This window comes from Streptomyces sp. NPDC048196 (assembly GCF_040652715.1).
Classification (GTDB): Bacteria; Actinomycetota; Actinomycetes; order Streptomycetales; family Streptomycetaceae; genus Streptomyces; species Streptomyces siderophoricus.
This window is the reverse complement of record NZ_JBEZMM010000031.1, coordinates 14,082-33,309: the sequence shown is the minus strand read 5'-3', so window position 1 is coordinate 33,309 and position 19,228 is coordinate 14,082. Positions and strand designations below refer to the sequence as shown.

General features: G+C 71.7%; 20 protein-coding genes. 11 read left to right on the top strand and 9 right to left on the bottom strand.

The annotated features are described in order from the left end of the window. The first annotated feature begins 45 nt into the window (after positions 1–45). Positions 46–822 (top strand): phosphate ABC transporter ATP-binding protein PstB, encoded by a 777-nt coding sequence (gene pstB, locus AB0E02_RS26235; protein ID WP_362143134.1) that lies wholly within the window; start codon positions 46–48, stop codon positions 820–822. Between the two features lie 136 nt (positions 823–958). Here the strand turns inward: pstB and AB0E02_RS26230 are convergent, their stop codons facing one another. Then, positions 959–1,957 carry an inorganic phosphate transporter gene (locus tag AB0E02_RS26230; protein WP_362143132.1) on the bottom strand — a complete coding sequence of 333 codons (999 nt, stop codon included), beginning with the start codon at positions 1,955–1,957 and terminating at the stop codon, positions 959–961. A gap of 9 nt (positions 1,958–1,966) precedes the next feature. After that, positions 1,967–2,587, bottom strand: coding sequence for a DUF47 family protein (locus AB0E02_RS26225; protein WP_362143130.1), 621 nt, complete (start codon positions 2,585–2,587; stop codon positions 1,967–1,969). A gap of 194 nt (positions 2,588–2,781) precedes the next feature. On the opposite strand from AB0E02_RS26225, the gene AB0E02_RS26220 reads away from it, so the two are divergent. Then, positions 2,782–3,186, top strand: coding sequence for a metal-sensitive transcriptional regulator (locus AB0E02_RS26220; RefSeq protein WP_362143128.1), 405 nt, complete (start codon positions 2,782–2,784; stop codon positions 3,184–3,186). A gap of 7 nt (positions 3,187–3,193) precedes the next feature. Here AB0E02_RS26220 and AB0E02_RS26215 read toward each other — a convergent pair whose 3' ends face one another. Further along, positions 3,194–3,427, bottom strand: coding sequence for a hypothetical protein (locus tag AB0E02_RS26215; RefSeq protein ID WP_362143126.1), 234 nt, complete (start codon positions 3,425–3,427; stop codon positions 3,194–3,196). A gap of 96 nt (positions 3,428–3,523) precedes the next feature. After that, positions 3,524–4,390, bottom strand: coding sequence for a hypothetical protein (locus AB0E02_RS26210; RefSeq protein WP_362143124.1), 867 nt, complete (start codon positions 4,388–4,390; stop codon positions 3,524–3,526). A 173-nt stretch (positions 4,391–4,563) separates the two neighbouring features. On the opposite strand from AB0E02_RS26210, the gene AB0E02_RS26205 reads away from it, so the two are divergent. Beyond that, positions 4,564–4,743: a hypothetical protein gene (locus tag AB0E02_RS26205; protein ID WP_362143122.1), complete on the top strand. Its 180-nt coding sequence runs from the start codon at positions 4,564–4,566 to the stop codon at positions 4,741–4,743. A gap of 146 nt (positions 4,744–4,889) precedes the next feature. Next, positions 4,890–6,497: an FAD-binding oxidoreductase gene (locus AB0E02_RS26200; protein ID WP_362143120.1), complete on the top strand. Its 1,608-nt coding sequence runs from the start codon at positions 4,890–4,892 to the stop codon at positions 6,495–6,497. Between the two features lie 106 nt (positions 6,498–6,603). Here the strand turns inward: AB0E02_RS26200 and AB0E02_RS26195 are convergent, their stop codons facing one another. Together AB0E02_RS26195 and AB0E02_RS26190 are read right to left on the bottom strand one after the other, a co-directional pair. Beyond that, a complete protein-coding gene (locus tag AB0E02_RS26195; RefSeq protein WP_362143118.1) occupies positions 6,604–7,329 on the bottom strand; it encodes a phosphatase PAP2 family protein in 726 nt (241 codons plus the stop codon). Positions 7,330–7,533: 204 nt separating this feature from the next. Continuing rightward, positions 7,534–8,535 carry a bifunctional lytic transglycosylase/C40 family peptidase gene (locus AB0E02_RS26190; protein WP_362143116.1) on the bottom strand — a complete coding sequence of 334 codons (1,002 nt, stop codon included), beginning with the start codon at positions 8,533–8,535 and terminating at the stop codon, positions 7,534–7,536. A 192-nt stretch (positions 8,536–8,727) separates the two neighbouring features. Here AB0E02_RS26190 and AB0E02_RS26185 point away from each other — a divergent pair, with 192 nt between their 5' ends. From AB0E02_RS26185 to AB0E02_RS26155, 7 genes are all read left to right on the top strand, one after another. Continuing rightward, positions 8,728–8,850 (top strand): hypothetical protein, encoded by a 123-nt coding sequence (locus AB0E02_RS26185; protein WP_265361621.1) that lies wholly within the window; start codon positions 8,728–8,730, stop codon positions 8,848–8,850. Between the two features lie 290 nt (positions 8,851–9,140). Continuing rightward, positions 9,141–9,449, top strand: a complete 309-nt coding sequence (locus AB0E02_RS26180; RefSeq protein ID WP_030415911.1) for a hypothetical protein — start codon at positions 9,141–9,143, stop codon at positions 9,447–9,449. A gap of 547 nt (positions 9,450–9,996) precedes the next feature. After that, positions 9,997–10,854 (top strand): hypothetical protein, encoded by an 858-nt coding sequence (locus tag AB0E02_RS26175; RefSeq protein WP_362143113.1) that lies wholly within the window; start codon positions 9,997–9,999, stop codon positions 10,852–10,854. Then, on the top strand, positions 10,844–12,163 hold the full coding sequence (locus tag AB0E02_RS26170) for a hypothetical protein (RefSeq protein WP_362143111.1): 1,320 nt from the start codon (positions 10,844–10,846) through the stop codon (positions 12,161–12,163). Before AB0E02_RS26175 ends, AB0E02_RS26170 begins: the two co-directional genes overlap by 11 nt. Then, the gene (locus AB0E02_RS26165; protein WP_362143110.1) at positions 12,160–13,725 is read left to right on the top strand and encodes an SCO6880 family protein; all 1,566 of its coding nucleotides are present in this window, start codon (positions 12,160–12,162) and stop codon (positions 13,723–13,725) included. Before AB0E02_RS26170 ends, AB0E02_RS26165 begins: the two co-directional genes overlap by 4 nt. Before the next feature lie 29 nt (positions 13,726–13,754). Further along, positions 13,755–15,182, top strand: a complete 1,428-nt coding sequence (locus AB0E02_RS26160; RefSeq protein ID WP_030416621.1) for an ATP-binding protein — start codon at positions 13,755–13,757, stop codon at positions 15,180–15,182. Positions 15,183–15,289: 107 nt separating this feature from the next. Continuing rightward, entirely contained in the window at positions 15,290–16,831 is a 1,542-nt protein-coding gene (locus AB0E02_RS26155) for a type VI secretion protein (protein WP_362143224.1), read from the top strand. Here the strand turns inward: AB0E02_RS26155 and AB0E02_RS26150 are convergent. The 3 genes from AB0E02_RS26150 to AB0E02_RS26140 are packed head-to-tail and all read right to left on the bottom strand — an operon-like array spanning position 16,721 to position 19,197. Further along, entirely contained in the window at positions 16,721–17,617 is an 897-nt protein-coding gene (locus tag AB0E02_RS26150) for an alpha/beta fold hydrolase (protein ID WP_362143108.1), read from the bottom strand. The two genes, AB0E02_RS26155 and AB0E02_RS26150, sit on opposite strands and share 111 nt — an antisense overlap. Further along, on the bottom strand, positions 17,607–18,437 hold the full coding sequence (locus AB0E02_RS26145; protein WP_362143106.1) for an SDR family NAD(P)-dependent oxidoreductase: 831 nt from the start codon (positions 18,435–18,437) through the stop codon (positions 17,607–17,609). The genes AB0E02_RS26150 and AB0E02_RS26145 overlap by 11 nt, the downstream gene beginning before the upstream one ends. 13 nt (positions 18,438–18,450) lie before the next feature. Continuing rightward, positions 18,451–19,197: a 3-oxoacyl-ACP reductase family protein gene (locus tag AB0E02_RS26140; protein ID WP_362143104.1), complete on the bottom strand. Its 747-nt coding sequence runs from the start codon at positions 19,195–19,197 to the stop codon at positions 18,451–18,453. Between the last annotated feature and the right edge of the window lie 31 nt (positions 19,198–19,228).

Here is a 19,228-nt window from a genome sequence, read left to right as displayed (position 1 = left end):
AAGACAGCGACCAGACGTACCCCCGCGAAAGAAGCAGTGATTTCCATGGCCAAACGAATCGACGTCAGCGGCCTCTCCGCGTACTACGGCGGCCACAAGGCCATCGACGACATCTCCATGACGATCGAGCCGCGCACGGTGACCGCCTTCATCGGCCCGTCCGGCTGCGGCAAGTCGACGTTCCTGCGCACCCTGAACCGGATGCACGAGGTCACCCCCGGCGGCCGCGTCGAGGGCAAGGTGATGCTGGACGACGAGAACCTCTACGGCAGCGGTGTGGACCCGGTGGCGGTCCGCCGCACCGTCGGCATGGTCTTCCAGCGCCCCAACCCGTTCCCCACGATGTCGATCTTCGACAACGTCGCGGCCGGGCTCCGGCTGAACGGCTCGTACAAGAAGAGCGAGCTCAAGGACATCGTCGAGAAGTCCCTCAAGGGCGCCAACCTCTGGAACGAGGTCAAGGACCGGCTGAACAAGCCCGGCTCGGGCCTCTCCGGCGGCCAGCAGCAGCGGCTGTGCATCGCCCGCGCGATAGCCGTCGAACCGCAGGTGCTGCTGATGGACGAGCCCTGCTCCGCCCTCGACCCGATCTCCACCCTCGCCATCGAGGACCTGATCGGTGAGCTGAAGGAGCGCTTCACGATCGTCATCGTGACGCACAACATGCAGCAGGCGGCGCGGGTCTCGGACCGTACGGCGTTCTTCAACCTCGCGGCGGTCGGCCAGCCCGGCAAGCTGATCGAGATCGACGAGACCGAGCGGATCTTCTCCAACCCGTCGGTGCAGGCCACGGAGGACTACATCTCCGGCCGCTTCGGCTAGGCCCCTCCGGCCGGCCGCCCCCGAGCGTCCTGCGGTGCTGCATGGCGGTGCCACCGCAAGGCGAAGGGCCCGCCCCTCCTTCCCGGGGGGCGGGCCCACTGCTGTGTGGTGGCCGGTGCGTGCTCCGGCCGGTGCGTCAGCCGAAGACCAGCTGGATCAGCCAGTACGAGAGCGCCGCGACCAGCGCCGCCGCGGGCATCGTGATGAACCAGCCCATCACGATGTTCTTGGCCACGCCCCAGCGGACCGCGCGCGAGCCCTTGGTCGAGCCGACGCCCATGATCCCGGCCGTGATGACGTGGGTCGTGGAGATCGGCGCGTGGAACATGAACGACGCGGTGTACATGACCGACGCGGCGGTGGTCTCCGCGGCGAAGCCCTGCGGCGGGTCCAGCTCGATGATGCGGCGGCCCAGGGTGCGCATGATGCGCCAGCCGCCCGCGTACGTACCGAGCGACAGGGTGATCGCACAGGCCAGCTTGACCCAGATCGGGATAGCCGCGTTCTTGTCCTCGACGTCGGCGATGACCAGGGCCATGACGACCACACCCATGGTCTTCTGCGCGTCCTGCAGGCCGTGCCCGAGCGCCATGCCGGCGGCCGAGACGGTCTGCGCTATGCGGAAGCCCCGCTTGGCCTTGTGCGGGTTGGACCGCCGGAACAGCCACAGGATGACGACCATCACCAGATAGCCGAGCACCAGCCCGATCACCGGCGAGATGAACATCGGCAGGACGACCTTCTCGATCACCCCGGACCAGATCACCGTGGTGCCGCCGGCCAGCGCGGCGCCGACCATGCCACCGAACAGCGCGTGCGAGGACGACGAGGGCAGGCCGAAGTACCAGGTGACGAGGTTCCAGGCGACCGCGCCGAGCAGCGCGGCGAACAGGATGCCCATGCCCTGGTCACCGTGCGGGGTGGCGATCAGCCCTTCGCTGACCGTCTTGGCGACGCCGCTGCCCAGGAAGGCACCGGCGAGGTTCATCACCGCGGCCATCGCCAGGGCGGCCCGCGGGGTCAGCGCCCGGGTCGAGACCGAGGTCGCGATCGCGTTCGCCGAATCGTGGAAGCCGTTGGTGTAGGTGAAACCGAGCGCGACCGCAATGGTCACGATGAGCGCGAAGGTGTCCATGGCCGGGGCTCAGGACTCCTTGACCGCGATGGTCTCGACGGTGTTGGCGACGTGCTCGAACGCGTCCGCCGCCTCTTCCAGGATGTCCACGATCTGCTTGAGCTTGAGGACCTCGATGGCGTCGTACTTGCCGTTGAAGAGGTGCGCGAGCAGCTTGCGGTGGATCTGGTCGGCCTGGTTCTCGAGGCGGTTGACCTCGATCCAGTACTCGGTGAGGTGGGACATCGTCCGCAGATTCGGCATCGCCTCGGCGGTCAGCTCCGCCGCCCGCGCCAGCACCTCGATCTGCTGCTCGATGCCCTTGGGCAGCTCCTCGACCTTGTAGAGGACGACCAGGTCGACGGCCTCCTCCATGAAGTCCATGATGTCGTCGAGCGACGAGGCGAGGTTGTAGATGTCCTCGCGGTCGAACGGCGTGATGAACGAGGAGTTCAGCTGGTGGAAGATCGCGTGGGTCGCGTCATCCCCCGCGTGCTCCGCCGCTCGCATCCGCTCGGAGATCTCGGTCCGCGCGGAGGCGTCCGCCCCGAGCAGTTCCATCAGGAGCTTCGAGCCCGTGACGATGTTGTCCGCGGAGGCGGCGAACATGTCGTAGAAGCTCGTCTCCCTGGGGGTCAGACGAAAACGCACGTGAAATCCTCGGGGTGCATCGGATTCGGTCGAGTTGATGCTAGGCGCATCATCCAGCCACTGCTAACCGGCATTCCTTCAGTGTCGCCCATCGGGCAGCATGCTCTGCACGGGGTACCACGAGTGCCCGCAAAGTTCGGTACCATATACCCACCAGGGGTATATAGATCGCCTAAATACCACGGGAGACGGCCATGACGACCACGGACGCCGACACCACCGGCCGCACCGCAGCCGCCGCGGCCGGCCACCCCGCACAGCCGGAAACCGCCCCCCGGACCGTGACGGATACCGCAGAGACCGCCCCGGCGCACGGCGTCCACGGCTACGCACAGCAGAAGGACGCACACCTCAAGCGACTGCGCCGCATCGAGGGCCAGATCCGCGGACTCCAGCGGATGCTGGAGGAGGACGTCTACTGCATCGACATACTCACCCAGGTCTCGGCGAGCACGAAGGGCCTGCAGTCCTTCGGGCTCCAGCTCCTGGAGGAGCACCTGCGGCACTGCGTCGCCGACGCGGCGGTCAAGGGGCCCGAGGCCATCGACGCCAAGGTCCAGGAGGCCACCAAGGCCATCGAGCGGATGCTGCGGAGCTGACGCCGGGCTAGCCACGGCCCACGGCACCGGACGGCTCACCACCGCCCCCGCCCCCGTCCGCCTCCACGTCCAGCACCTCGTCGATCCGATCCGGACTGAGCCGGTCCTCGCTCGCGGTCGCCGCCGCGATCATCAACTCACCGGTCAGGTCGATCTCCACGAGGGCCACGTGGTCCCAGGCCGTCGGATGGCGGTGGCCGGCCACGGACAACACCTCCTCCTCCGAACGCCTCGCACGCATGCGGTGGTACCGCCAGCGTAAGGACGGGCCGACACCGCGCGCATGGCACGGAAGGACCATTTCCGCTCCCGGCGGCCGGGACGGAAGGGTGGGCTCCTACGGAGCGGCCGAAGCGATCTTTCCCGCGTAGATGTCGCGGCGGTCCGGCAGGCGGACCAGCACAGGTGTCCCGAATCCGGACAGTTCGGTGGTCGATGTCACCGACGCCCCCTGGGGTGCGCCATTGGCGAAATGGAAGCGTTGGCGCACCTTGCGCAGCCGGCCCGCCTCGTCCAGATACGCGTCGAACGGCACCGCACGGGTGGTAAACCCTTTCTCCGCGGCGACCAGCGCCGGCTTCGTCCGCGCCGAGGCGGCCCGCGCGGCCACGGCGATGTCCGTGGTCCCGCTGTAGTGGCGCACCGGCACACCGCCCAGCCGCTCCTCGCCCTGGTACGTCACCTGCCGTGCGCCGCGCAGCAGTTCCGCCGCGGCGAGCGGATCGGTGGCGCCGCCGGTGACGAGGTTGCCGTCGGTCAGCGAGGCGGTCTCCACCCGCACCCACTTGTCGGCGGGCACCCCGGCGCCCCGGTTCTTCATGTACAGCGCGCCGGGCGCGAGGATCTCGGTGATCGGCTGGCGGCCCTCGCCGGGCCGGTCCGCCGGGTCCGGGAGGATGACGACGAGCCGTCCGGTGCCGGTGGTGAAGTCGTAGCCGCCGGTGCCGCGGATGGCGACGCGGGTGCCGCCGCTGTCCGTCTCCATGGCCGTGACGACCAGGGCCGAGCGGGCCCGGAGCAGGGCGTCGGCGCTGCCGCGGACCCGGGCGGCGACCGCGGCGGCGGACTCGCCGGGTGGCTCGTGGTCGTCGGCCGCGGCGCCTTCGGAGGAACAGCCCGCCGTCAGCAGCCCGACCGCCAGACCCGTCCCGCACGCCAGGGCCACGGCGGCCGTCCGGCCGCCCCGCCTGTCCTGCACCACCATCGCGTACGAGCCCCCTCGGCCGCTGTCTTCGGGACCGGCCTGGCCGGCCGGTCCGCTCGGGAGGGTCCGACGTCCCGCCCGTGCGCGCCTGACGTTCCGTCGACCGATCCGTTCAACGACCGTTGAGGGGGCTCGTCACGCTGGCGACATCCAAGGCGCGTAGCGTGACGCGGGTGCCCGACCGAGCGCTGCATACGACCTCCACCACCGAACGCGGTTCCTTCTGCACGGCCCGCTGCGACTGCGGCTGGCGCGGGCCGGCCCGGCGCGCCCGCTCGCAGGCGCGGACGGACGCGGAGCGGCACCTGTCGGAGGCCGGCGACGGGCCCCGCCCCGGACACCCCGTGGAATGAGGGAATCCGTTCCTGGAACCCCCAACGCCCCTGACGCATCTGCCTAGTCAGGGAAGCAACAGCGGTCCCGTGACCGCCCCGCGACGACCAGCCGGACCACCGGCGGACGGGGCAGGACCGTTCGACATCGAGGGGGATCCATCCCAGTGAAGCGGCGCACACTCCTGCAGACCGGCGGCGGACTCGCGGCGACCTCGGTCGTCTGGGCCACCGGTTGCGACGACAAGAGCGGCAGGACGGGCGCGGCCTCCTCCTCCGCCACGGCCGGCTCCGACGCCGTGCAGACCAACGCGGCCTCCGTGCCCGCGCGGATCGCCGCCGGCCGGGCCACCCCGGCCTCCTGGACGGCGCTCGGCAAGAGCCTGGACGGCAAGCTCGTCCGCGCCTCGGACGCCGCCTACGCGGCCGCCCGGCGGCTCTACAACACCCGCTACGACAACCTGAAGCCGTCGGCGATCGCGTACGTCAAGCACCCGGCCGACGTCGCCGAATGCCTGGCGTTCGCCCGGAAGTACGGCACCCAGGTGGCGATCCGCAGCGGCGGCCACTCCTACGCGGGCTGGTCCAGCGGCAACGGCAAGCTCATCATCGACGTCTCCGCGCTCGGGAAGGTGGGCGCGCCGTCCGGCGGCGTGACCCGCATCGGCGCCGGCGCCAAGCTCATCGACGTCTACCAGGGCCTCGCGGCGCACGGCGTGACGATACCCGGGGGCTCCTGCCCCACCGTCGGGATATCCGGGCTCACGCTCGGCGGCGGCCACGGCGTGGTCTCCCGGGCGTACGGGCTGACCTGCGACAGCCTGGTCGGCGCGACCGTCGTGACGGCGGACGGGAAGACCGTCGACTGCGACGCCAAGCAGCACGCCGACCTGTTCTGGGCGCTGCGCGGCGCCGGCAACGGCAACTTCGGCGTGGTCACCGAACTGCGCTTCCGTACGCATCCGGCGCCGCGCGCGGTGATGGCGTACCTGACGTGGCCGTGGGCCAAGGCGGCGAAGGTGGTCGCGTCCTGGCAGAAGTGGGGGCCGGTGCAGGCGGACGAGATATGGTCCGCCTGCCATCTCGACGCCCGCCCCGGCGGTACCCCGGCGGTGTCGGTGGCGGCGTTCTCCCTGGGCACGTACGGCGACCTGAAGAACGCCGTGGACCGGCTCGCCGACCAGGCGGGCGGCCCCGGCCCGGCGTCCACCGTGCATCTGACCCCGATCGGCTATCTGGACGCCATGGAGACCTACGCGGGCTGCTCGTCGAAGACGTCCGCGCAGTGCCACATGCCGGGTTCGCTGCCCGGGCACACCGGCAGCGGCCAGTTGGGCCGCGAGACCTACGCCGCCCGCTCGCACTTCTACGACCGTTCGCTGTCGGCGACCGGCATCCGGACCCTGATGGACCAGATCGAACGCGGCGGCCGCAAGGGCGTCGCCGGGAACGTGGCGCTGACCGCGCTGGGCGGGGCGATCAACCGCGTGGGCCGCACCGACACCGCGTTCGTGCACCGCGGATCGCGGTTCCTGGCCCAGTACTTGACGTCCTGGCCGGCGAGCGGCTCGCCCGGCACCCGGACCGCGTGGCTGGATTCCTTCCACGCCGCGATGCACCGGTACTCCTCGGGCGCCGCGTACCAGAACTACACCGACCCGAACCTGACCGACTGGAAGACCGCCTACTACGGGGCGGCCGCCGGACGGCTCGCCCAGGTCAAGAAGACCTACGACCCGCAGCGGCTGTTCAGCACCTTCCCGCAGGCGCTCTGAGCCCGCCGGCGGACATGAGGACGGCCCGGTCCCCGCGCGGGGTCCGGGCCGTCCTCATCCGCCAGGTCTTCGTTCCCCGAGGGGAGCCGGGCCGGTGGGCCGTCCGTCAGGCGGCCAGGTCCTTGTCCCGCTCCTTGGGGCCGCGCGGCAGCGCCGGTCCGGTGGCGACCACCCGGCTGCCCTCGCCGTCCTGGCCCGGCCGGCCGTCCACCGGCACCCCGGGCGCCCGGACCAGCCGGTACACCTTCGAGCGGCCGATGGCGGTGGTCAGCGGCACCAGCAGCGCCTGGGCGAGCGGCGCGAGCAGCAGGGCGACGGCGGTGCCCAGCGCGAAGCCGCCGATCACGTCGGTCGGATAGTGCACGCCCATGTAGACGCGGCAGAAGCCCTCCGCGAGCGCCAGGGCGATGCCGATCAGGCCGTAGGTGCGGTGCGCGATGAACAGTCCGACGCCGACCGCCATGGTCAGCGTGGCGTGGTCGCTGACGAACGAGAAGTCGCTCTTGCCGGGGATCAGCACCGCCAGTCCGGCGTGGTCCTTGAACGGCCGGGGCCGCTCGACGAACTCGCGGATCGGAATGTTGGCCAGCAGCGCGATGCCGGCCGCCAACGGGGCCCACACCAGGCCGGCGACGGCGCCGGCGGCGCCCGGCCGGCGGCGCGCGGACCACCAGGCGATGAGGCACAGCACCGCGAGGGCGGCGATGATGCCGTACTCGCCGATGTACTCCATGGCCTTGTTGACCCAGTGGGGCGCGTCCTTCGCGAGGCCGTTGATGCCGTCGAGCACGTCGACGTCGGGGTTCGGCCCCTCGAATGCGAGTCCAGCCATCTACCGCGGCCCCTTATCTTTCGCGCGCGCGTGCGCCGTCCGTGTGCTGCCAACCCCCGTGGTCGTCGAGCGTGTGCTGCTGCGAGCTGCTACGTCCCCACGTCCAGGAAACGTGATGACTGCCCCGGTCGTTCCACTCTCCACCGGATGATCACCAGGACGTTATCGAAGCTTGACTCATCACTGCAGTTCAGGGCCCTATGTTCACGCAGCGTTCGCAGCGGGGAGCGCTTTTGCGCCATCCGAGGTGACGCGGGTCGCCCCGATGTAGTCCGGTGTGTCGATCTTGTCGAACCGGATCACCGCCCCGGTGTACGGCGCGTTGATCATGTACCCGCCACCGACATAGAGCCCCACGTGGTGGATCGAGCGCGGGTCGTTCAGGTCGTACGCGAAGAACACCAGGTCCCCCGGGAGCAGCTCGCTGCGCTGGGGATGGGGCCCGGCGTTCCACTGGTCGTTCGCCACCCGGGGCAGCTCGATGCCCACCGAGTGGTACGCGGCCTGGGTCAGCCCGGAGCAGTCGAACCGCCCGCCCTGCGCGGCCGTGCCCGTCCCGCCCCACAGATACGGCGTGCCGAGCTTGTCCTGGGCGTAGTAGATGGCCCCGGCGGCCTGCCGCGACGGCGCCACCGGCCCGCGCGGCGCCTCGAAGCTCTTGGCCAGGGTCGTGATGGTCTTCACGTAGTTCTGGGTCTCGCGGTACGGCGGGACGCCGTTGTACTGGATGACGCGGTACGCGCCGGCGTTGTAGGCGGCGAGCATGTTGTGCGTGGCGTCGCCCGGGGCCTTCTTCACGTAACTGGCCAGCTCACAGTCGTACGACGCGGCCGACGGGATCGCGTCCTCCGGATCCCAGACGTCCTTCTTCCCGTCACCGTTCCCGTCGATCCCGTGCGTCTGCCAGGTGCCCGGGATGAACTGCGCCATGCCCTGCGCGGCCGCCGGGCTCTGCGCCTTCGGGTTCCACCCGCTCTCCTGGTAGAGCTGCGCCGCCAGCAGCGCGGGACTTATGGCCGGGCAGAGCGTGCCCCACTTCTGCACCAGGTCCTGGTACGCGGCCGGCACCGCGCCCTTGGCCAGCCCGAGCGCCCGCCCGCCGACCCCGGCCAGCCCGGCCGCCGCCACGTACGTACCGATCACGAGCAGCCCGAGCAGGAGCACCAGCCCCGTCCCGAGCCCACCGGCCACCCAGAATTTCCGCACCCCCCAACCCTCCCCCATTCAGGCGCGGTTCACTGCCTTTTTCCGGCCGGGCGGTGCGCGTCGCGCGTCACACCGGCGGCGCAGGGGGCGCGCCGCCCGGGACGCGATCCCGTTCACATCCGCCCCTCGCGGCGCCCGGTGCACCGCCGGATGAGCGACACTGCACAGGACACCCGAACCAGGACGAGAGCCATGGACCCGAACAATCAGCGGCAGATGAACCGTCACCTGTGGTGGCGGGTGGCGTACTTCCTGTTCGCGATCCACCTGGTGGCCCTCGTGATGGTCTTCGCCATGACGCACGCGCCGAAGTGACCGCAGCAGCCGTCCGCGGCACCCTCTCCGCCGCACCGATGATCATTGCTCGCGGTTATCACCCGTGATACACACAGTGAGAACCGTCGGCTCAATGGGTGGCCCGCACCCGCACGCACACGCCACCCCCATGGGATCCGTCGAAGAAAGGCGTCAAGTCGACTTCTGACGGCGTCTTTGTCAGCGAAGATAGAGGGCGAAGAGAGCGGCCGACCTGCGCCGGCCGGCGCAGCGGCACCATCAACGACCCATAAGGGGCGGTGAGTTCACACATGGCGCAGATGTCACACATGGTCCTTGCAGCCGAAAAGGGCGACATCACCACCATCATCGGCGGAATCGCCCCGGACTGGGGCCCGTTCGGCAGCCTGGGCAACGAGGCCCGTGTGATGGTCGAAGTGGTCATGGCGGTGGCGATCCTGCTGTGCCTCGGCATCGCGATCTGGGGCGCCGCCAAACAGCGCATCGGCGCCACCGCGCTGCGCGACACCTTCAGCGCCGAACAGGGCAAGGGCCTGATCGTGGCCGGCCTGACCGGCGTCTTCATCATCGGCTCCCTGGGGACGCTGTTCACCATCGTGTACGGGATGGCGGTGTAGGGCGCCGGGGGCGAGGGCCGGGGGCAGGGCGAGGCCCGGGGCCGGAGCGGTTCGGACCGCCACGCCCGGGCGCAGCCGGGCAGGCGTCCGTCCCCGCGCCGCCCCCTGCGCCCCCGCCCGTCCTCTCTCCGCCGCCCCGTGCCCCCGCCCGCTTCCACCCGGCCGTACCTCCCCTGCGAAGGCCACCTGTGAAGTCCCCATGCTGACGCCCCCTCACCCCGGCCCGCCGGGCCCGCCGCGTGCCCTTCGCACCCCCGCCACCAGCGGGCCGATTGGGCTGCCCGCCGGACGGGGACAGGTGGATCCGGGGGAAGGAAGGCCCGAAAAGGCGCAAGAGGGCGACGGCCGACGCGGAGCGAGGCGATGAGCACAAATAACCCACAGTCCCCCATTCGCCTCCGCGGCACCGCATCTGAGGAATCGTCACCGTGAGATGTACTCGTATCCCCACGCCCGAGCTGCCGCCCGCGCGGCTACGGTCATATGAGGGCGGCACAACTACGGCACGGACGGCGACCGCGGCAGAGGCAGAGGGGGCACAGGGGCGATGAGTCTCAGCGACGACGGAGGCTACGGCGACGACGGCCACCGCGGCCCCGAGACGGGCCAGACCCGCACCAGACTTCCCGACAGCGGCGGCGACCCGTACGGCCCGGGACGCCGGCCCCGCGGCGGGCTGTCCAGCCGCAACCTCATCACGGTCGTCGGCGTGATCGTCCTGCTCCTCGCGGCCATCGCCTTCGCCAACCGCGGCGGCAGCGGCAGCACCGGCTCCGACACCTCCGGCGACTCCCCCAAGAACGCCCCCGGTCCCGCCCGCCCCACCAGCCCCACCGGCACCAAGCCCGTCACCACGAAGAACGGCGGCATCGCCGCGGGCTTCCCGAAGACGGAACAGGGGGCGCAGTCGGCGGCGGCGAATGTCGCGGTGACGCTCGTTTCCGCCGACATGCTCAAGCCCGGTCCCCGCCACGCGATCGTCAAGCAGGCCTTCGTCCCCGCGAAGGTCGATGAGATGCAGAGCAAGCTCGACGCCGCCTATTCGACCTCGTTCCTCAAGAAGCTCGGTCTCGATGCGAACGGCAACGCGGCCGGGGGCATGACGTACATCTCCCGCACGGTTCCCGTCGGCACCAAACTGGTGAAGCTCGGCGGTGACACCGCCAACCTCGAGGTGTGGTGCACGGGGCTCTACGGAACGGCAGGCGTGAAGTCGACCACCCCGGTGACGAGTGACTGGTTCACCCTGCGGCTGCAGCTGAAGTGGACGAGCGGGGACTGGAAGGTCGAGGGCTTCTCCCAGCAGGACGGCCCCGCGCCGGTCAACGGAGACGACAAGACGTCCAGCGCCGACCAGATCGCCAAGGCGGTTGAGCAGTACGGAGGGTTCACATATGCGCGGTAACCAGAGGCGTACCCTCACCATCGCCGCCGCGCTGGCGTCCGTACAGACCATGGTCTTCCTGCTGGCCACCCGAGCCCTGGCCGCCCCGAAGCCCAGTCCGTCCCCGTCCGGCGTCTGTGACCTGGTGCCCGGTCGCGCCAAGGATTTCTGCCAGTCGGGTGAGTCCGGCACGGCTCCCAAGGCTCCCACCAACCCCCTCGACAACAACCCCCTCGACCCCCTCGAATCCCTGGCCAAAGGCTGTGCCAAAGCCGCCGCCTGGATCGTGAACAAGCTGTCCGACGCCGTGACCGCCACCTCGCAGGTGGACTTCACGAACGCGGCGTTCCTGCGGCAGTACGCCGTGGTGTTCGCCGCGTCCACCGTGCTCACGCTCGTGCTGTGGCTGCTCGCCGTGGCCAAGCGGGCGGTGCGGGGGGTGCGGCTGACGGAGGCGATCAGTGAGGCGGTCGGGTTCCTGTGGCTGACCGTGCTGGCGTCGGCGTTCACGCCGCTGATCCTGTACACCGTCGTGTCGGCGACGGACGGGGTCACCGCGATCATCGCGAAGGGGACGGGCGCGCAGACCGACACCTTCTTCGGGTCGTTCTCGCAGGCGCTCACCAAGGGCACCGACATCGGCGGCGGGCCGATCATGCTGATCGTGGTCAGCCTGGTCTCCGTGCTGGCCGCCGGTGTGCTCTGGCTGGAGCTGGTGATCCGGGCCGCGCTGCTGTACGTCGGCGCGCTGCTCGGGACGGTGGTGTACGCCGGGCTGGTCGACAAGAACATGTGGGGGCACGTGCGCCGCTGGGCGGGCATCATGATCGCGGTGATCATGGTGAAGCCGGTGATCGTGATCGTGCTGGGCATCGCCGGGGCGCTCTCCGGCGACAAGGGCCCGAACGCCATCTCGGCGGTGGTGTCCGGCCTCGCCATCATCCTGCTGGCGATCTTCGCGAGCGCGGTGATCTACCGGTTCGTCCCGGGGTTCGGCGACGAGATCGCCGCCTCGCGGAACAACCGGATGAGCCGGGGCGCGGAGAACGCCGCCGCCGCGGTGCTCAGCTCCCCCGCCGCGCTGGTCTCGCAGGGCATCAAGACGCACAGCACCCGCCGCTCCGGCGGGGACGGCGGTGGCCAGCAGGGCGCGCAGGGCGGCCAGTCCCGGCCGGCCGACGCGGTCTCCGGCGGCGTCGCCGCGCACAGCTCCCGCACCGGCGGCGGCCGCGGCCCGTCCCCCGCCGCCCCCGCTCCCCGTACGAACCCCGGCCCCGGCCCGAGCAGCAGCGCCCGCACCGGCAAGACAGCAGGAGGTGAGGGGCGTTGAGCACGCAGTCCCATCCGATCGCGCCACGTCGCACCTATCTCATCGGCCGGGCCCGGCCGAACGCGATCGTCGGCAAGAACCGCGAGACCGGCGAGATCGCGCTGATCATCGCGGGCGCGTTCCTCGGCATGATGTGCGGGCTGCTGGTCCCGATGCTGCCGCTGCGGATCGTCAGCCTCACCGGCTTTCCGATGCTGGGCCTGGCCGCCGTCTACGTCCCGTACAAGGGCCGCACGTTCTACCGGTGGTTCGAGATCCGGCGCAGTTTCCGGCGCACCGTCCGCAAGGGCGGCGCGGTCTACCGCTCCGGCGCGGCGGAGGCCGGCACCCGGCTGGACGGCCGCGAGGTGGAGATCGGCCCGCCGCCCGGCATCGGCCGGATCAACTGGCTCAGCGCACCGTTCGGCCCGGACGAGATCGCGGTGCTGCTGCACGCCGACCGGCGGACGGTGACCGCCGCCATCGAGATCGAGGGCCCGGGCGTCGGGCTGCGGGACAGCGAGGACCAGGAGGCGCTGGTCGACCGGTTCGGGACGCTGCTGAAGCACGTGGCCAACGGCGACGGCTTCGTGACGCGGCTGCAGATGCTGGCGCGCACCCTCCCGGCCGACCCGGACGCGCACGCCAAGGACGTCGCCCAGCGCGGCGACCGGACCTCCCCGCAGTGGCTGCGGGACTCCTACGACCAGCTGCAGTCGATGGTGTCCACGAGCAGTGAGCAGCACCGCGCCTACCTCGTCGCCTGTATGCACTACACCCGCGAGCTGGCCTCCGAGGCGCACACCATGGCGCGGGCCGCCCGGATGCACCAGGGCGGGCTGCTGCGCAAGAAGCTCGACCGGGACGCCGGGCTCGCGGTGGTGATGGCCCGTGAGCTGACCGACATCTGCGCCCGGCTCGCCGAGGCCGACATCCGGGTCCGCCAGCCGCTCGGCCAGGCCCGGCTGGCATCGCTGGTGCACTCGATGTACGACCCGGACCACCCCATCGACCACATCCAGGCGATGAGCAAGCGCAACGCCTGGCCGGCCGAGCTCGACGCGATGGAACCGACCTACCTGCAGGCGAAGACCCGGGAGTCGTCGACCCGGGCGCCCTGGTGCCACGCCACCGCCTGGATCAAGGAGTGGCCGCTGACCCCGGTGGGCGTCAACTTCCTCGCGCCGCTGCTGGTCCACACCCCGGACGTGATCCGTACGGTCGCGGTCTGCATGGACCTGGAGCCCACCGAGGTCGCCATCGAGCGGATGCTGACGGAGAAGACCAACGACGATGCGGAGGCGAGCCGCGCGGCGAAGATGAACCGGGTGGTCGACCCGCGGGACGTCGCCCACCACGGCCGCGTCGACCAGCGCGGCGAGGACCTGGCGTCCGGCGCGGCCGGCGTCAACCTCGTCGGCTACCTCACCGTCTCGTCCCGGTCACCGGAGGCGCTGGCCCGGGACAAGCGGACCATCCGGGCCTCGGCTGGCAAGTCGTACCTGAAGCTGGAGTGGTGCGACCGGGAGCACCACCGGGCGTTCGTCAACACCCTGCCGTTCGCGACCGGGATCCGCCGCTAAAGCCGCTGGGAGGCGCGTACGTCATGGCCATGCTCGATCCGCTCGGAGCGCTCACCGAGGCGTTCACCAGCTTCCTGTTCGGGAAGGTGGAGACGACACGGCTGCCGGTACGCACCTCCACCGGCCAGGCCCAGGCGGTCTATCTGCCCACCGCCGCGCCCGGTCTCGGCGACTCCGGCGTGATCATCGGCCGTGAGGTCTACAGCGGCAAGGGCTACATCTACGACCCGTTCCAGCTGTACGGCCAGCAGCTGCCGGCCCCGCACTGGCTCGTGCTCGGCGAGTCCGGCAACGGCAAGTCCGCGCTGGAGAAGACGTACGTACTGCGGCAGCTGAGGTTCCGGGACCGGCAGGTCGTGGTGCTCGACGCGCAGGGCGAGGACGGCGTCGGCGAGTGGAACCTGATCGCCCAGGAGCTGGGGATAACTCCCATCCGGCTGGACCCGACCGCCGCGCTCAACGGCGGCATCCGGCTCAACCCGCTCGATCCCTCCATCACCACGACCGGCCAGCTGGCCCTGCTGCGGACCATCATCGAGGTGGCGATGGGCCACGGCCTCGACGAGCGGGCCGGCTTCGCCCTCAAGGTCGCCCACGCGTACGTCAACGAGACGATCACCGACCGGCAGCCGGTGCTGACCGACATCGTCGAGCAGCTGCGGCACCCGGAGGCCGAGTCGGCCGAGGCGATGAACGTCGACATAGACGACGTACGGGCCTGGGGTCTGGACGTGGCGCTGGTGCTGGACCGGCTGGTCGACGGTGACCTGCGCGGCATGTTCGACGGGCCGACGTCGGCGGGCATCGACCTGGACGCCCCGCTGATCGTCTTCGACCTCTCGCACATCGACCGCAACTCCATCGCGATGCCGATCCTGATGGCGATCGTCGGGGTCTGGCTGGAACACACCTGGATCCGCCCCGACCGGAAGAAACGCATCTTCCTGGTCGAGGAGGCCTGGCACATCATCAACTCCCCGTTCGTGGCACAGCTCTTCCAGCGGCTGCTGAAGTTCGGCCGCCGGCTGGGCCTGTCGTTCGTGGCGGTCGTCCACCACCTGTCGGACGTGGTGGACGGCGCGGCGGCGCGGGAGGCCGCGGCGATCCTGAAGATGGCCTCGACCCGGACCATCTACGCGCAGAAGGCCGACGAGGCGCGGGCCACCGGGCGGGTGCTGGGCCTGCCGCGCTGGGCCGTGGAGATCATCCCGACGCTGACGCCCGGTATCGCGGTCTGGGACGTCAACGGCAACGTCCAGGTCGTCAAGCACCTCATCACGGAGGCCGAACGCCCGCTGGTCTACACCGACCGGGCGATGACCGAGTCGTCCCCGATGCCGGCGGACGACACCCGGGCCGCCCTCAACGCGGCGGCGGACGCGGAGGCCGAGGCACGCGCCGAGGCGATGGCGATGGAGCGCCGGTGGAGAGACGAGTCGAGCGAGACGGTGGCGTGACGCGCGGATACGACGACGGGCCCTACGACGGACGGAACGGCGAACGGTACGACGGACGCCACGACGGACGGCACGGTGAACGGTACGGCGGCGGGCGGGGGCGGGGCATCCCGGACTCCCTGCTGGTCGGGCTGCTCGCCTTCCTGCTGGGCCTGACCCTGCTGGTGTGGACGGCGACCGGGCTGGCCGGGCTGTTCGCGCACGGCGCCTGGCCGAAGGGCGTGGACTACTCCGGTACGCCGCTGGCCCTGCGCCATCTGGTGTCCGCGCCGCACGACATGGCCGCCGCCTGGCCGGACACCCCCAAGGGCCAGCTCTCCGGGTACGGCCTGTTCTGGGGCATCCTCATCGGCGAGCTGATGGTCCTGCTCGTCCTGACGATCTTCACGATGGGCACGGTCACCCGCTACCGCTCCGTACGGGCCGCCCGCCGGGCGAAGGCCCGGGCGGCGGCAAGGGCGGCGCGGGCGGGGCTCGTCGAGGACGCACCGGCCCCGCCGGTCACGGCGGCCGCCCCGGCCGCCCCCTCCGCGCCGGCTGCCCCCGCCCCACAAACCCCTGTCGTACCGGCCGTACCGGCCGCGGCCGCCCCCGAGACACCCGCCGTTCCCAGCGCACCGGCCGATGCGGCGGTCCCCGTCCCACCCGGTCCGTTGCCCGAGCAGCGCACCGCGTCCACGGGGGCGCCCGGTGCGGTCGCCGTGCCCGGGGAACCGGCGCTGCCCCGCGTCGAGTTCACCGCCGACCGGGCCGCCGCGCGGGCCGCCGCCGCCACCGTCGCGGCCGCCGCCCCCGGCGCACTGATCGTGGCCACCACGGACCCCGCCCTGTGGGCCGCGACCAAGGACGCCCGGGCCAAGCTCGGCCCGCTGCTGACCTACGACCCCACGCACCGCCTCGACACCCCGGCCCGGATGCGCTGGTCGCCCACCGCCGGCTGCGAGGACCTCGCCACCGCGACCGCCCGCGCCGCCGCCCTGCTGGCCCCCGTACGCCCCGCCGGCTCCCTGGACTCGGCGCTCGCGGACGCCGCGCAGACGCTGCTGCGCTGCTGGCTGCACGCCGCGGCGGTGGACGGCCGGCCGTTCAGGCAGCTGCACCGCTGGGCGCACGCCGCGGGCGGCGCGCAGGAGCCGGTCCGGATCCTGCGCACCAGCGCCCAGGCGTCCGCCGGGCAGGCCGGTGAGCTGGAGTCGGTGCTCACCGCGCACGCCGAACGCCGGGAGGCCGCCAAGGAGTTGGTCGGGCGGGCGCTGGGCGCGCTGTCGTCGATCCACATCCGGGACGCCTGCAATCCGCTGCGCGCGGATTCGCTCCTTCTCGAATCATTCATCGACGAAGGGGGAACGCTCTACGTGGTAGGCGAGCCCGTCGAGGATCCGCGTACCGACCCGGGTGCGATGCCGCTGCTCACCGCACTCCTCACGTACGTGGTCGAGCACGGCCGCCGCATGGCCGAACGGTCATCCGCCGGTCGGCTCGACCCACCACTCACCCTCGTCCTGGACGACATCGCGGCCCTCGCGCCGCTGCCCGCGCTACCGGACCTGCTGGAGGCGGGCCGGACCCGCGGCCTGCTGACGCTGGCGACCCTGCGCTCCGTGGAGCAGGCCCGGGCCCGCTGGCCGCACCGCTCCCTGCCGGTCTGAGGCCACCCGGTCCGGTGCCGCGACGACGGCCCGCGCCAGGTCCGGCCAGTGCCGGGTGAGGTAGAAGTGGTCGCCGCCCGGGAAGATCCGCATCCCGAAGTCCCCGGCGGTGTGCGCCCGCCAGGCCGCCGCGTCGTCGACCGACACCAGCGGGTCGGCGTCCCCGACCAGGGCGGTGACGGGGGTGTGAAGCGGCGGGCCGGGGCGGTGCCGGTAGGTCTCGACGGCCTTGTAGTCGCTGCGTACCACGGGCAGCGCCATGGCCAGCAGCTCCCGGTCGTCCAGCACCCGGGGGTCGGTGCCCTGGGTGCGCCGGATCTCCTCGATCAGCCCGTCGTCGTCGCGCAGGTGGACGGTGCCGCCGCGGACCCGGGAGGGCGCCCAGGCGCCGGAGACGACGAGCCGCACCGGCCGGCCGGCGCCCGCCGCCTCCAGCAGCCGGGTCACCTCGTAGGCGATCAGCGCGCCCATGCTGTGCCCGAGCAGGACCAGGGGCTGCCGCCCGGTGAGCGGCAGCAGCCCCCGGCAGGCCCGGGCCGCCAGTTCGCGCAGGTCCTCCAGGCGTTCCTCCCGGATACGGTCGTGACGGCCCGGGTAGCGCACCGCCAGCACCTCGTACGGGCCGGCCGCGGCCTCCGCGGTGGCGGCCGCCACCGCTTTGGCCAGCGGCCGGAACGCGGCCGCGCCCCCGCCGGCGTGCGGGAAGCACACCACCCGGGCGGCCGGCCCGGCCCCGTCCGCGGTGGGCGCCGGGCCCAGGCGGCGCAGCCACCGGCTACATTCCACGGGTGTAGCCCCCGTCGACGGTCAGGCTCTGCGCGGTGATCGCCGATGCCCGGCCGGAGGCCAGGAAGCCGATCAGCTCCGCGGCCTCCCGCGCCTCGACGAGCCGGCGCAGCGGGATGCCCTTGCGGGCCTGGCGCAGCATCCGGGCCGGGTCGGCGCCGATCTCCTCGGCCTGTGCGGTGAGTTCGCGGCGCAGCATGGGCGTGTCGATCCAGCCGGGCAGCACGGCGTTGACGGTGATGCCGCGGGCCGCGAGGTCCAGGGCGAGGCCCTTGGTGTAGCCGATCAGGCCGTGCTTGGACGCGCAGTAGGCGGTGTTCCGCATCTTGCCGGCCTTGCCGAGGATCGATGAGACGTTGACGATCCGGCCGTGGTCGACGAGGTATTCCAGGCAGGCCGCGGTGACCGCGAAGGTGCCGTGCAGGTTGATGTCCAGCACCCGCAGCCAGGTGGTCTCGTCGTCGGGCCCGTTCTCGTCGGCCACGCCGGCGTTGTTGACGAGGATGTCGAGGGTGCCGGCGGCCCGGAGTTCGGCGCGCAGCCGGGTGCGGACCAGTTCCCGGTCGCGCAGGTCCGCGGCGACGGCCACGGCGGTCGCGCCCAGCTCGGCGGCCTCCTTGACGACCGTCTCCAGTTGCCCGGCGTCCCGGTCCAGGAGGATCAGCCGGGCGGCGCCGGCCTCGGCCAGCAGCAGGGCCGTCTCCCGGCCGATGCCCTGGGCCGCGCCGGTCACCACGGCCGTCTTCCCGGCCAGTTCGCCGGGCACCGGCCCGCCGCCCGGCAGGCCGGCAACCCCGGCCGTCGTCATGTCGTCGGTCATGATCGTCCCCCCCTCACGCCATCTTCAGGCCGCCGTCGATGTGGAGCACCTCGCCCGTCGCGTACGTGTTGCGCGGGCTGGCCAGGTACGCCACGGCGTCGGCGATGGTCTCGGGTTCGGCGTAGGACTTCACCAGCAGCCGGCGCATGATCTCGTCCTCGCCGTGGCTGCGGATGGCGTCGGTCATCTCGGTGTTGATGACGCCGGGGGCGACCGCGTTGACCAGGATGCCGCGGGACGCCAGCTCGACCGCCATCGCCTTGGTGAACGCCTCCAGACCGCCCTTGGCCGCCGCGTAGTTGGACTGCCCGCGGCCCGGCTTGGAGGCGGCGGACGAGGAGATGTTGACGATCCGGCCGTAGCGCTGCCGCATCATCAGCGGCGCCACGGCCTGGACGGTGAGCATCGGCGCGACCAGGTTGGTGGCCAGCACCTGCTCGATGTCCTTCAGGCTCTGGTTGACCAGCAGTTCGTCGCGGGTGATGCCGGCGTTGTTGACCAGGACGTCGATCCGCCCGAAGGCGGCCCGTACGCCCGCGACCAGTTGCCGCGGCACGTCGGGGTCGGAGACGTCCCCCTGGAGGAGTTCGACGCGGCGGCCGAGTGCGGTGATCTGCTCGGCGGCCTGTTCCGCCTCGCGGGTCGCGCTGCGGTAGTTGAGCGCGATGTCCGCGCCGCCCTCCGCCAGTTTCAGGGCGATGGCCCGGCCGATGCCCCGGCTGCCGCCGGTCACCAGCGCCACCTGGCCTGCGAATTCCATGATGTCCTCTCGCACGCTTCGTGAAGTAGGG